We start from the raw sequence: 13,613 nt of genomic DNA, 5'->3' as shown, positions 1-13,613 counted from the left end.
ACCTCAGCGCCCGTCCGTGAACGTCTCCCCGCTCTCGGCCTTCGCCACCAGCAGCGCGGGCGGTGCGAAACGCTCGCCATAGGTGTCGGCCAGTTCGCGGGCGCGGGCGGTGAAGCCCGCGACGCCGCCCTCGTAGCCGTTGATGTACTGAAGGACGCCGCCGGTCCAGGCGGGGAAGCCGATGCCGAGGATGGAGCCGATGTTGGCGTCGGCGACCGAGGTGAGGACGCCTTCTTCGAGCAGCCGGACCGTGTCCAGCGACTCCGCGAAGAGCATCCGCTCCTGCATGTCCCGCATCGGGATCTCGATGCCGGGTTTACCGAAATGCTCCGCAAGACCGGGCCACAGCCGGGTACGGCGGCCGTCCGCGTAGTCGTAGAAGCCCGCGCCGCCGCTGCGCCCGGTCCGCTCGAACTCGTCCACCATGCGGTCGATGACCCGCTCGGCCGGGTGCTCCTGCCACTGGCCGCCCTCCGCCTCGATCGCGGTACGCGTCTCGCGGCGGATCTTGCGCGGCAGGGTGGGCGTCAGCTCGTCGAGGAGCGACAGCACCTTGGCGGGGTAACCCGCCTGGGCCGCGGCCTGTTCGACGGAGGCCGCCGCGACGCCCTCGCCGACCATGGCGACGCCCTCGTTGATGAAGTGGCCGATGACGCGGGAGGTGAAGAAGCCGCGCGAGTCGTTGACGACGATCGGCGTCTTGCGGATCTGCCGCACCAGGTCGAAGGCGCGGGCCAGCGCCTCGTCACCGGTCCGCTCGCCCTTGATGATCTCCACCAGCGGCATCTTGTCGACCGGCGAGAAGAAGTGCAGGCCGATGAAGTCGTCCTGCCGCCGCACGCCTTCGGCGAGCGCCGAGATGGGCAGCGTGGAGGTGTTGGAGCAGAGCAGCGCGTCGGGCGCCACGATGTGCTCGATCTCCTGGAAGACCTTGTGCTTGAGCGTGGCGTCCTCGAAGACCGCCTCGATGACGGCGTCACAGCCCGCCAGGTCCGCCGGGTCGGCGGTCGGGGTGATCCGGGCGAGCAGCGCGTCCCGCTTGTGCGGGGTGGTGCGGCCCTTGGCCAGCGCCTTGTCGAGCAGCGTCACGGAGTACGCCTTGCCGCGCTCGGCGGCCTCCGCGGTGACGTCCTTGAGGACGACGTCGATTCCGGCGCGCGCGCAGGAGTACGCGATGCCCGCGCCCATCATGCCCGCGCCGAGGACCGCGACCTTGGTGACCGGCCGGGCCGGGAAGCCCTCGGGGCGGCTGGCGCCGGAGTTGACGGCCTGCATGTCGAAGAAGAACGCCTGGATCATGTTCTTCGAGGTCCGGCCGCAAGCCAGCTCGGTGAAGTAGCGGGCCTCGATGAGGGTGGCGGTGTCGATGTCGACCTGCGAGCCCTCGACGGCGGCGGACAGGATCGCCAGCGGCGCCGGGTAGGGCGCGCCCGCGAGCTGCTTGCGCAGATTGGCGGGGAAGGCCGGCAGATTCGCCGCGAAGGCGGGACTCTTCGGGGTGCCGCCGGGGATCTTGTAGCCGGGGGTGTCCCAGGGCTGCCGGGCGTCGGGGTGGGCCAGGACGTACGCCCGCGCGCTCGCCAGCATGGCGTCCCGGTCGGTGGCGACCTCGTGGATGAGACCGGCCTCCAGAGCGCGCTGCGGCGCGTACTGCCGGCCCTGGAGCAGGACCTTCAGCAGCGCGTCGGCGATGCCGAGCAGCCGGACGGTGCGGACGACTCCGCCGCCGCCGGGCAGCAGGCCGAGCGTCACCTCGGGCAGGCCGATCTTGGTGCCGGGCGTGTCGAGCGCGATGCGGTGGTGGCAGGCCAGCGCGATCTCGTAACCGCCGCCGAGCGCCGCTCCGTTGATGGCCGCGACGACCGGCTTGCCGAGGGTTTCCAGGCGGCGCAGGCGGCGCTTGATGCGCAGCGATCCGGCGAGGACGTCGGCCGCGTTCTCCGGGGTGGCGCGGATCAGGTCGCGCAGGTCGCCGCCCGCGAAGAAGGTCTTCTTCGCGGAGGTGACGATGATGCCGCGCACGCCGTCGAGTTCGGCTTCGAGGCGGTCGAGGGTGGCGTCGAGGGAATCGGCGAAGGCCGCGTTCATGGTGTTCGCGGACTGCGCGGGGTCGTCCAGGACCAGGGTGACGATGCCGTCGGTGTCCTGCTCCCAGCGGATGGTGGTGGACTCGCTCATGGTCTTCGGGCTCCGTTGGATCCGTGAGGGGGCACGTGAGGGGGCAGGGGTCAGAGACGTTCGACGACGGTGGCGACGCCCATGCCGCCGCCGACGCAGAGGGTGGCGAGCCCGTACCGCTGGTCGCGGCGCTCCAGTTCGTCGATGAGGGTGCCGAGGATCATCGCGCCGGTCGCGCCGAGCGGGTGGCCGAGCGCGATGGCGCCGCCGTTGACGTTGACCTTGTCGATGCTGACGCCCATGTCGGAGGCGAAGCGCAGCACGACGGCGGCGAACGCCTCGTTCATCTCGATCAGGTCGATGTCGTCGATGGTCAGCCCGGCCTTGGCGAGGGCCTTGCGGGAGGCGGGGGCGGGGCCGGTCAGCATGATGGTCGGCTCGGAGCCGGAGACGGCGGCCGAGACGATCCGGGCGCGGGGGGTGAGGCCGTAGCGCTCGCCGATCTCGCGGTTGCCGATGGCGACGAGCGCGGCGCCGTCCACGATGCCGGAGGAGTTGCCCGCGTGGTGGACGTGGTCGATGGCCTCGACCCAGTGGTACTTCTGGAGCGCGACGGCGTCGAAGCCGCCCAGGTCGCCGATGTCGGCGAAGGACGGCTTGAGCTTGGCGAGGGTCTCGGGGGTGGTGCCGGGGCGGATGAACTCGTCGTGGTCCAGGACGGTGAGGCCGTTGCAGTCGAGCACGGGCACGACGGAGCGGGCGAAGTAGCCCTGCTTCCACGCCTCCGCGGCGCGTTCCTGGGAGAGCGCGGCGAAGGAGTCCACGTCGTGCCTGGTCCAGCCGCCGAGGGTGGCGATCAGGTCGGCGCCGACGCCCTGCGGCACGAAGCCGGTCTCGTACGAGGTCATGGGGTCCATGGCCCAGGCGCCGCCGTCCGAGCCCATCGCGACGCGCGACATGGACTCGACGCCGCCCGCGAGGATCAGGTCCTCCCAGCCGGAACGCACCTTGGCCGCCGCCAGGTTGACCGCTTCGAGCCCGGAGGCGCAGAAGCGGTTCTCCTGGACGCCCGCGACGGTGTCGGGCAGGCCCGCGGCGATGGCCGCGATCCGCGCGATGTCCGAGCCCTGGTCACCGATCGGGCTGACGACGCCGAGCACGATGTCGTCGACGGCGGCCGGGTCCAGGGTCGGGAAGCGGCGCCGCAGTTCGTGGATGAGGCCGACGACGAGGTCGATCGGCTTGGTGCCGTGCAGGGATCCGTTCGCCTTTCCGCGCCCGCGCGGGGTGCGTACGGCGTCGTAGACGTAGGCCTCGGTGCTCAACGTCGTGCCTTTCTGGAGGGTGGGGCGGGGTGTCCTGGTCCGGCGCGGTGTCCGGGAGGTGCTGCCGTACGGGTCTCAGTCCAGCAGTGCGGGGGCGTCCCAGTCGCGGGCGACCTCCGCGGTGTGCGCGCCGGGCGGCGCGGGCGGCCGGCGCAGGGTGCCCGGTGTCGCGGACAGCCGCGGCGCGGGCGCGGGCTGCACGGTCCCGGCCGCCTCGGTGAAGGTGCCGCGGGCGGCCAGGTGCGGGTGGTGCGGGGCCTCACCCAACGAGAGTACGGGCGCCACGCACGCGTCCGTCCCGTCGAAGACGCGTGTCCACTCGTCGCGGGTGCGGGTGCGGAAGCGGGCCGCGAGGGCGGCGCGCAGGTCGTGCCAGCGGCCGGGTTCCGTGCGCAGGGCCGCGTCTCGCGGCGCCAGTTCCAGCAGCCGGACGAATTCGTCGTAGAAGCGCTGTTCCAGGGCGCCGACCGCCATGTACCGGCCGTCGGAGGTCTCGTAGACGCCGTAGAAGGGGGTGCCGCCGTCCAGGAGGTTGGCGCCGCGCCTGTCCTGCCAGCGGCCGGTGGCGAGGATGGCGTGGATCATCGTGGTGAGGTGCGCGACGCCGTCGACGATCGCGGCGTCCACGACCTGTCCCTCGCCGTGCGCGCGGGCGTGGTGGAGGGCGGCGAGGACGCCGGTGACCAGGTAGAGGGAGCCGCCCGCGTAGTCGCCGAGGAGGTTGGCGGGCGCGACCGGCGGTCCGTCGGCCGGTCCCGTCATGCCGAGCGCGCCGGTCACGGCGAGGTAGGCGATGTCGTGGCCCGCGGTGTCGGCGAGCGGGCCGCTCTGGCCCCAGCCGGTCATCCGGCCGTAGACGAGCCGCGGATTGCGGGCCAGGCACGCGTCGGGGCCGACGCCCAGCCGCTCGGCGACGCCCGGCCGGTAGCCCTCGATGAGGATGTCGGCGCGCGCGGCCAGGTCGAGCACGGTCGCGGGTCCCCGGTCCGCCTTGAGGTCGACCAGCACCGAGCGCTTGTTGCGGTTGGTGAGGTCGTGCTCGGGCGCGACGCCGAGGCCCGCGCCGCCCGGCCGGTCCACCCGTACGACATCGGCGCCGAGGTCGGCGAGGAGCATCGCGGCGAACGGTCCCGGACCGATCCCGGCCAGTTCGACGACACGCACGCCCGCCAGCGGGCCGTCGGGCGCCGCGCCCCGGTTTGACAATTCTGATGTCACATCAATGATGCTAGGAACGTGTTCCAGTCTTGGCAAGAGCTGACTGAGCGCTCGCTCAGCCGGTTCACTCGCCTTCGGTTCCGTCTCCGGTCCCGCCGCTGGTCCCGCCGCTGGTCCCGCCGTCGGCGGTCGCCGTCGCGTGCGGCGTCACAGGTGGCAGTGGCCGCCGGAGCCGCGTCCGCTCTCCCGGGGCAGGTCGAGCGTGGGGTTGCGGTCGAAGAAGCCGGTCGGTCTCAGCGTGAAACCGCAGGTGTCCACCGGCATCACCGGCCAGTCCTCCAGGCGCGGCAGATGCGTCGGCCCGAAGGAGTGCCACAGCGTGAGGTCGGTGTCCTCCAGCGCCTCGCCCGGCCGCGACCACTGACCGACACCGGCCCCGCCCCGGTGCTGGTTGGGGTAGTCGCCGTCCGGATAGTGCCGCTCGGGGCGGTAGCGGGTCACCCACAGGTGCTTGGTGGCGTACGTGACGCGCTCCGCGACCGGTGAGCCGGGCTGCGCGAGCAGCGTCGGTCCCGCGTCGGGCAGCAGGGTGTACGCGACCGGGCGGCCCATCCGGTTGAGCGAGCCGGGGTTGCTGATCCGCCAGCGCCGCCCGGCCGCCGGGTCGGCGACCCGGCCCGCGTCACCGCTGTCGGCCACCACGGTGGCGCGCGTGGTGAAGGCGTTGCCGTTCGGATTGTCCGGGCCCATCGGCAGCCGTACGACGTCCACTTCCTCGACCGTGTTGGCCGGCCCGTCCACCGCCACGTCGAGCCGGGCGCAGAACAGATGCTGGTGGTACGGCGCGAGCAGCCCCGGCGCGATCTCGGTGGCGTGCGGCGAGCCCTCCCCCGGCACGGCGGCCGACGTCTGCACGAGCCCGGTGGCCTTGGCCTCGAAGGCGATCGTGCCGTCCTGGTGGAGATACCAGTAGAAGCCGTAGTCGTAGTTGCCGAGGGTGGCGATGTACGAGATCACCAGGCGGCGCGAACGGCGGCTGTCCACCGCGAAGTTGTCGAAGATGTTGGTGTGCTTCCACAGCAGCCCCGCGTCCTCCTCGTGGACGCAGATCGCGTTGCTCAACGTCTCCGGGCGGCCGAGGTCGTCGGCCAGCACGGCGTCCACGTACGCGATCTCGCCGAGGCAGTCGCAGCCCAGGCGCAGCGCGTTGGCGTTGCGGCCGAGCAGGTACTCGCCCGCGTCCAGGTAGCAGACCCAGTTGCGGGCCGCGTCGGGCTCCGCGTACGGCACGGCCATCTCAGCGATCGAGGCGCGGTGCAGGACGAGCCGGTCGCGGTCGCCGTCGCGGTGCGTGATCCGGTGCAGCACCAGGCCCTCGCGGGCGTTGAAGTCCAGCCGCAGCCGCCAGTTCTGCCAGCTCAGCACCGGGCCTTCGAGCGTGAAGGACGGCCCCTCCGGCTGGCCGATCTCCAGCGGGCGCAGGTCGGTGCGGGCCGGTCCGTTGAACTCGGCCTCGTAGCGCCCGCATTGGGTGGGCGTGGGGACGGCGCCGGTGTCGATGAGGCGTACGACGCGCCGCTCGATCAGGTCGACCTCCGCGACCAGGCCGCCGACCGGGTGGGCGAACGGGTTGTCGCTCTCGTCGCAGCGCAGGAAGGTCAGCGAGCGCAGCATGCGGCGGCCGGTCTCGGAGGCGATGCCGAAGTTGCCCGCGGCCAGCGGCGCCGCGATCACCAGCGAGGTGTCGGTGACGCCGCGCTCGGCCATCGCCGCGCGCCAGGCGGGGTCGGCCTTGACGATCTCGTCGCAGGTCTCGTACTCCTCGAACAGCAGCGGCGGTTGGCCGTCGGCGGCCGGGTCCAGGTCGCGGTGGGCGAGCAGCAGGCGCGAGGTGACATCGACCAGGGCCTCGGCGGCGCGGCCGGTGGCGGAGTCGAGCAGCGTGACACGCACCCGGCGGGTGAAGGCGTCGCCGTCGCGGTGGGCGAGCGCGGCGTGCCGGTCGGGCTCGTCGGGCAGGACGAGCGGGAAGCGGGTGGCGTCGGACACCAGGCCCTCCGCCTCCAGTACGGCGCGGGCCGTGTCGATCTCGTCGGCGGTCAGCGGGTCGAGCGGATGCGGAGTGGTGGTGGCGGCCGACGCGGTCATGGGGCCTCCTGACGGCGGAACAAGAACGCTGCGGGGACGGGGAGTTCGGGACATGGGTCCGGAAAAAACGGGCGGCCCGCCGCACCCTGTGGGGTGTGGCGGGCCGTCGCGGTGAGACCTGGCGAGATGGTCAGGAGGACGCTTGCGCGGCGGCTTTCTCCAGTTGGAACGCCTCGTTGCCCTGGCCGATCCTGGCGTGCACCTCGGGCCGCTTGGCGCGCAGTATCAGACCGTAGACCAGTCCGATGGCGGCGGCCAGAGCGATGATGCCGGGCAGCAGCCAGCGCAGCCCGTGGCCGGGGTTGGCGCCCAGCAGCACCGAGAAGTCCTTCACCGAGTAGACGGCGATGGTCAGCAGCCCGAGAGCGGCGACGGCCGAGGTGACCAGCCGCCATGCCTGCACACCGGCGGCGCCGCGCTTGACGAAGAAGGCGATGACGGCGATGGCCGCGGTGGCCATCAGCAGCACGATGCCGAGCGCGCCGACGTTGCCCGCCCAGGTGAACATGCGCAGCACGGGGGCCGTCGGGTCCGGGCCGAACTTCGGGTCGAACTTCCCGTTGTCGGTGGCGGCGAAGGCCACGACGACGGCCAGCGCGACGATCGACTGGAGGAAGGAGCCGACGGCGGGGGCGCCGCTGGACTTCGAGGTACGGCCGACCGCCGAGGGCAGCAGACCGTCGCGGCCCATCGCGAACGCGTAGCGGGCGACGACGTTGTGGAAGCTCAGCATCGAGGCGAAGATGCCGGTGATGAAGAAGATGTTCAGGGTGTCGGTGAACGCGGTGCCCAGGCGGGCCTGGTTCAGCGAGAAGATCAGGTTCGGACCCTGCTCCTGTGCGGCGCCCACGACGTGGTCGGGGCCGGTGCCGACGGTGATCGCCCAGGCGCTGAAGGCGAAGAAGAGAGTGGCGAAGCCGATCGCGGTGAACATCACCTTGGACACGACGCGTTGGGCGTCGCTGGTCTCCTCGGCGTAGACCGGGGCCTGTTCGAAGCCGACGAAGCCGGCGATGGTGAAGCACAGGGCGGTGCCCAGACCCGCGCCGCTGAGCGTGCTGGGGTCGAAGGCGTGCACCGAGACGCCCTGCGGGCCGGGGTCGGACAGGAAGCTGATGTCGAAGACGACGGTCAGCAGCGTCTCGACCAGCAGCAGCACACCGAGCGTCTTCGCGTTCAGGTCGATCTTCAGCGCGCCGAAGATCGCGGTGATCGCGACTCCGCCGAGCGCCGGGATCCACCAGGCCACGTTGTGGTTCCAGTGCTGGGCGATCTGGCTGGAGATCTCGTAGCCGAAGATCCCGTAGAGACCGACCTGCATGATGCTGTACGCGAACAGGGCGACGTACGAGGCGCAGGCGCCCATGGTGCCGCCCAGGCCCCTGGATATGTACGCGTACAGCGCGCCCGCGTTGTGCACATGGCGGCTCATCTCGGCGTAGCCGAAGCTGAAGAGGATCAGCACGAGGCCGACGATGACGAACAGCAGCGGCACCCCGACGACACCCATGGTGGCGAAGGTGGTCGGCACCACACCGGCCACCACCATCAGGGGCGCGGTCGCGGCGAGGACCGAGAGCAGGAGGGCCGGTGCGCCGATCCGGTCCGCGCGCAGTGCGCGTTGCTCGCCCTTGAACGTGCTGATCTCGCTTGTACTGCCCGTCAGCATGCTGCGGTGTCCTTCCGGTGGTCCGTGGTTCGGGTCTTACTGGATCGGTCTTCGAGCGTGGTTCTTCGTGCGTGGTTCCAACTGCGTGTCCTGCTGGGTGAGTACGACCGTGGGGGCCTAGGCGGAACCGAAGCCGAGCGCGTAGTTGCGCGCCGCGCGGAACGCCTTCTTCGGGTCGCGGTCGGGATACGACCACGGGGTGCGTGTCGCCTCCGACCCGATCCGGTTGAACAGGGCGGCGGCTTCCACCGTGTCGCCCGCGTGGAATTTGCCGTACGCAAGGTAGTTCAGGTCGAGCAGCAACCGCGAGTGGTCGTAGCCCTGCCATTCGAGCCACCAGTCGAAGGCCATGCGCACGCTCTGCCGGGCGCGCGGACTGACCCAGTACGGGAGGCCGTTGGGGACGTCGGGCAGCACGTCGGCCGACGCGAGCACCCGGTAGCGCTCCACCAGCGCGACCAACGGCAGTACGGCCAGCGGCGATCCGCGTCCCGCCTCGTCAGCGGCCCACTCGGCGAATTCGTACACCTCGTGGAACGGGTCCTCGCCGTCGGTCTTCTGACGCTCCGCCAGGCACTGCGTCATCAGGTGGTGGGCGTGGTGGTGGCCGCGGTGCCGGCCGCGCGCCTGGTCGAAGGCGCGCACCTGCTCGTCGTCGGTGCCGGTGCGGCGCGCGAGCACCAGCAGGGCGAGCCACGGCGACGGGTCGCGCGGGGTCATCCGGGCCGCGCGCAGGCAGAGTTCGCGCGCCGACTCGGCGCTCTGCTTGCCCGCGACCGCGCGGAAGACGGCCGCGAACGCGGCCAGCGCGGCGGCGTCCGTGCTCTCGGGCTCGGCGAGTTGCCACTCGCCCGCCCAGGCGGCGGCGCTCTTGCCCTCGCCGAGGACGACCAGCCGATGTCCTCGGCGGTCCCAGTTGTCCCCGGTACGGCTCAGCAGGTCACGGGTCTCCGCCCAGCGGCCGTGGGCCAGGGCAGCACGAGCCGCGACCAGCTCCTCGTCACCGAGAGCCGGGTCGAAAGCCACGTCGTCCTTGCCACGCGAGAAGCGGAAGGGTGGCGGCGGTGGGGTCATCCGCGGGCAGCCCTCCACGGCGTGCGTAACGTCATGTGATCACGCACAGCCAACCGGTCGGCACGGGGTGGCATCAAGCCCGGACCTGTTGTCTCGCTGTAGTCCCGTATGGTGACGGGGGTTTGGGACACGGATCGGGATGGATGCGCTGGTTCGGCTGCGCGATCGGCCGGACACCTGATATTCGAGAGGCCGATCAAGGTGTGTCGGCATCGCGCGGTGGGGACCAGGTGACATGGACGGCGGGAGCGTGAGCGGTGCGGACGCGGGGGAACGACAGAGTGCGGCAGCCTCCACCCACCCGCTCGCCTATGTACGGCGAAGACACGGGTGGAGCTACCAGGACCTGGCACGGGTCATAGCCGACAACGCGCGGATCCTCGGGGTGCCGATGGCGGCCCGCCGCGAGAAGGTCTGGCGCTGGGAGCACTGGGGGGTCGTGCCGGAGGCCGACAGCCAGCGCGCGCTGGCCCGCGCGCTCGGAATCCCCTCCAGGGAACTGGAGTTGAGGCCCTGGCCGCGCTGGCTCCCGGCGCACGGCGGCATGCCGGACGGGCTGCCGTGGACGGTCGAGGGCAGTTTCACCGCGCTCACCGCGCTGCTCGACAACGGCGCGAGCGACCCGCGCGGCTTCCCCATCGCGGACGAGCAGGCGCTGCTCGACGCCATCGCGGACTGGGACGCGGCGGGCGCGGAGGGCACGACGGGCGCCACCGGTTCCGCGGGCTCGGGCGGCGCGGCGGGCGCGATGGGTTCCATGGGTTCACGTGCCGTGGACAAGAAGGCGGGTTCGCCCTCGGCCGCGGCGGGACGCGGGTCGCCCTCGCCCGCGGCGGGACGCGGGTCGGCGTCGGCCGCCATGGCCGAGCGGTGGGACGAACCGGTGCCCGGCACCCGCTCGGGACGCGTGCCGCGACAGGCGAACGCCGCGGCCGCGTTCCGCGACGACGCCGTCGACAAAGCGGTGGCCGCGGCCGTCGTGGACGGTCCGGTGATCGACTGGCTCGAAGCCGGGGTGCTGGGGCTGCGCAAGCTCGACGACCGGCTCGGCGGCGCGGCCGTACGGCACCGGGTCGAGGCCGATCTGCGCATGGTGCGCGGCCTGTTGCACCGGGGGCAGCACGAACGGGCCCACGGGGCAAGGCTGTTGCGGGTCGCCGCCGACCTGGCGCAGCTCGGCGGCTGGGCGGCCACCGACACCGGCCGGCTCGGGGCGGCGCAGCGGCACTATCTGACCGGTCTGCGGCTCGCCCACAGCGCGGGTGACCGCCCGCTGGCCGTCGCGCTGTGGGGCGGCCTCGCGCTGCACGCGGTGATCGCGGGTCAGCCGCGGGACGCGGTGGCCGCGGCGGAGGCGGGGGTACGGGCGGCGGGCGGCACTCCCCCGGCCGTCCGGGCGCTGGCCGCCAGCAGGCTGAGCCGGGCGCACGCCGCGGTCGGCGCCGACGGCGCCTCACGGCGCGCGGTCTCCGAGGCGGAGCGCCAACTGGACCTGGCGGAGCGGGAGTCGGGTCCGTCATGGCTCTACTGGTTCGACGCGGCCGAACTGGCCGCGCAGACCGGTCAGTCGCTGCTCGACCTGGGCCACGCGCACGAGGCCAGGCCCCTGTTGGAGCAGGCGCTGGCGATGCAGGACGCCTCGTACGTACGCGACCGCTGCCTGTACTCGGCGCGCGCCGCCACCGCCCGCGCCCTGACCGGCGACCTGGAGGGCGCGCGCACGCTGGGCCGCGAGGCGGCCCGGCTGTCCCGGCACTGCGGCTCCCCGCGCATCGCGGACACGCTGGACGCGCTGAAGGTCCGGCTCGACGCCACGAGGTGACCTCTTCCCCCGGTGCGCGGTCCCGCCTTCGCGGACCGCGCACCGGGGCCGAACGTGCGGGCTGCTCCGGGGGACGGTGCCGCGGGCCGGTGCTCCCGGCACTCACGGCCGGTGCGCAACGTCACCACGGATTGGCCGAGACGCCTACGGGAGGCGGTGCGAGACGCCGGTTCGGACCCCGGCCCGCGGGGCGTGTACGTCATGGCGACCGGTCGTGACGTACAACCGGCCGCACAAGTACCCAACGATGACTGATTCGCGGACGCGGTCCCGTCCGTACCGTCTTGACCTGCGAGAACACGGCGCCACTCGGCGCCGGACAACGTAGGGAGACACCAGCCATGAGCGACACCCTGTACCTGGTCCAGCGCTACATCGCCGCCTGGAACGAGACCGACCCGGCCGCCCGGCGCCGCCTGATCGACGAGGTATTCGCCGCCGACGGCCGCTACACCGACCCGCTGGCCGACGTCACCGGGCGGGACGCCTTCGACGCGGTGGTCGGCGCCGTGCAGGCGCAGTTCCCCGGCTTCGTGTTCACCCTGGGCCCGGTCGACGCGCACCACCACATCGCCCGCTTCACGTGGGAGCTGGGCCCGGCGGGCGGCGAGTCGCTGGTGGTCGGCTTCGACGTGGCCGCGATCGGCGAGGACGGCCTGGTGCACAGCGTCCAGGGCTTCCTCGACAAGGTCCCGGCCGGCGCCTGAGCACCGCTCCACGGGTACGGGTGCGGCCCGCGCAGGGCCCCGCCCGTACCCCGTACCCCGTCACCACTGAGCCGCACCCGTACCCCGTCATCGCCCCGGACATCCGTCCCCCTGCGACAGGAGTTCCGTCATGGCCTCGGCCACCACCGCCGCGTCCCCGCCCGCGAGCCGCGACGGCTCGCCGGTCAGCAAGCGGCCAGACCTCGGCCTGCTGCTCCTGCTGGCCGCGACCTTCATGATCGCGCTCGACATCTTCATCGTGAATGTGGCGATCCCCTCCGTCCAGAACGACCTGCACGCGGGCACCGCGTCGATCCAGTGGGTGGTGGCGGGCTTCGGCCTGGCCGTGGCCACCGGGCTGATCACGGCGGGCCGGCTCGGCGACGTCTTCGGCCGCAGACGGATGTTCACCGTCGGGCTCGCGCTGTTCACCGCCACCTCGGCGGCGTGCGGATTCGCCCCCACCGCAGGGACGCTGGTGGCGGCGCGGGTCCTCCAGGGCCTGTCGGCCGCGCTGATGAGCCCGCAGGTGCTGTCGATTCTCCAGACCGCCTACACCGGCAAGGCGCAGGCCCGCGCCTTCAGCATGTACGGGCTGACGATGGGCGTCGGCGCGGTCTTCGGGCAGCTCATCGGCGGTCTGCTGATCAAGGCCGACGTGCTCGGCCTCGGCTGGCGGGCCTGCTTCCTGATCAACCTCCCGGTCGGGCTGCTCGCCCTGGCGCTGGTGCCGCGCGCCCTGGCCGAGTCGAGGGCGCCGCAACGGCCCCGGCTGGACCTCACCGGCGTGGCGCTGTCCACCGCCGCTGTCGTCGCGCTCGTGCTGCCGCTGATCCAGGGGCGTGCGGCGGGCTGGCCGCTGTGGACCTGGCTGTGCCTGGCCGCGTCCGCCGTGCTCGTCACCGTCTTCGTCCGCCACCAGGACCGGCTCGGCCGCCGAGGCGGCGACCCGGTGCTGAACACGGACCTGTTCCGGCAGCGCGGTTTCGGTCCCGGCTCCCTCGCGCAGTTCGTCTTCTGGAGCGGGCAGGGCTCGTTCTTCCTGATCCTCGCCCTGTACCTCCAGGCGGGCCGCGGCCTGAACGCCCTGCACTCGGGCACGGTCTTCCTGGCGATCGGCGGCGGCTACCTGCTGACCTCGACGAACGCGCACCGCATCGCGGCCAGGCTCGGCGGCCGTACGGTCCCGGCCGGAGCGCTGGCGATGGCCGCGGGGCTCGGTCTGCTGTGGGAGGCGGCGCACCGCTCCGGGACCACCGGCAGCCTGTGGGAGCTGGTGCCGGGGCTCGTCATGGACGGCGTCGGGATGGGCATGGTGATCGCCCCGCTCACCCACGACGCGCTGGCCACCGTCCCGCCCCGGCTCGTCGGCTCGGCCTCCGGCGTGGTGGCCACCACGCAGCAGATCGGCGGCGCGCTCGGCATCGCCCTGATCGGCATCATCTTCTACGGCGCGGTCGGCGACGGCGCGCCCGGCGGTTACCCGCACGCCTTCCGGATGGGGCTGGTGTTCCTGCTCGGCCTCGAACTGGCGCTGGCGGTCCTGAGCTTCGCCGTCCGGCGGCGCGAGGCGGCTCGGTGAGCCGAGCCCT

The 13,613-nt window shown here is 72.6% G+C and carries 9 protein-coding genes; 3 read left to right on the top strand and 6 right to left on the bottom strand.

Annotated elements, in window-relative coordinates; all coding sequences use genetic code 11:
• Positions 1-3: 3 nt before the first annotated feature.
• From ACZ37P_RS11420 to ACZ37P_RS11395, 6 genes are all read right to left on the bottom strand, one after another.
• A complete protein-coding gene (locus ACZ37P_RS11420; RefSeq protein WP_467346173.1) occupies positions 4-2,178 on the bottom strand; it encodes a 3-hydroxyacyl-CoA dehydrogenase NAD-binding domain-containing protein in 2,175 nt (724 codons plus the stop codon).
• A gap of 50 nt (positions 2,179-2,228) precedes the next feature.
• Positions 2,229-3,443: an acetyl-CoA C-acetyltransferase gene (locus ACZ37P_RS11415; protein ID WP_467346172.1), complete on the bottom strand. Its 1,215-nt coding sequence runs from the start codon at positions 3,441-3,443 to the stop codon at positions 2,229-2,231.
• A 75-nt stretch (positions 3,444-3,518) separates the two neighbouring features.
• Entirely contained in the window at positions 3,519-4,661 is a 1,143-nt protein-coding gene (locus ACZ37P_RS11410; protein ID WP_401718629.1) for a CaiB/BaiF CoA transferase family protein, read from the bottom strand.
• Positions 4,662-4,808: 147 nt separating this feature from the next.
• A complete protein-coding gene (locus tag ACZ37P_RS11405; RefSeq protein ID WP_467346169.1) occupies positions 4,809-6,749 on the bottom strand; it encodes a primary-amine oxidase in 1,941 nt (646 codons plus the stop codon).
• 130 nt (positions 6,750-6,879) lie between these two features.
• Entirely contained in the window at positions 6,880-8,418 is a 1,539-nt protein-coding gene (locus ACZ37P_RS11400; RefSeq protein WP_355346692.1) for an APC family permease, read from the bottom strand.
• Positions 8,419-8,535: 117 nt separating this feature from the next.
• Positions 8,536-9,492 (bottom strand): hypothetical protein, encoded by a 957-nt coding sequence (locus ACZ37P_RS11395; RefSeq protein WP_355346695.1) that lies wholly within the window; start codon positions 9,490-9,492, stop codon positions 8,536-8,538.
• Positions 9,493-9,742: 250 nt separating this feature from the next.
• Here ACZ37P_RS11395 and ACZ37P_RS11390 point away from each other — a divergent pair, with 250 nt between their 5' ends.
• The 3 genes from ACZ37P_RS11390 (at position 9,743) to ACZ37P_RS11380 (ending at position 13,603) form a co-directional block, all read left to right on the top strand.
• Positions 9,743-11,314 (top strand): hypothetical protein, encoded by a 1,572-nt coding sequence (locus ACZ37P_RS11390; RefSeq protein ID WP_366823783.1) that lies wholly within the window; start codon positions 9,743-9,745, stop codon positions 11,312-11,314.
• A 341-nt stretch (positions 11,315-11,655) separates the two neighbouring features.
• The gene (locus ACZ37P_RS11385; RefSeq protein ID WP_355346701.1) at positions 11,656-12,021 is read left to right on the top strand and encodes a nuclear transport factor 2 family protein; all 366 of its coding nucleotides are present in this window, start codon (positions 11,656-11,658) and stop codon (positions 12,019-12,021) included.
• A gap of 130 nt (positions 12,022-12,151) precedes the next feature.
• Positions 12,152-13,603, top strand: coding sequence for an MFS transporter (locus tag ACZ37P_RS11380; protein ID WP_355346704.1), 1,452 nt, complete (start codon positions 12,152-12,154; stop codon positions 13,601-13,603).
• The last annotated feature ends 10 nt before the right edge of the window (positions 13,604-13,613 follow it).

It is taken from the genome of Streptomyces sp. NPDC024632 (genome assembly GCF_055559175.1).
Note: the sequence above shows the minus strand (reverse complement) of the source record. Positions and strands in the feature narration are given on the sequence as shown.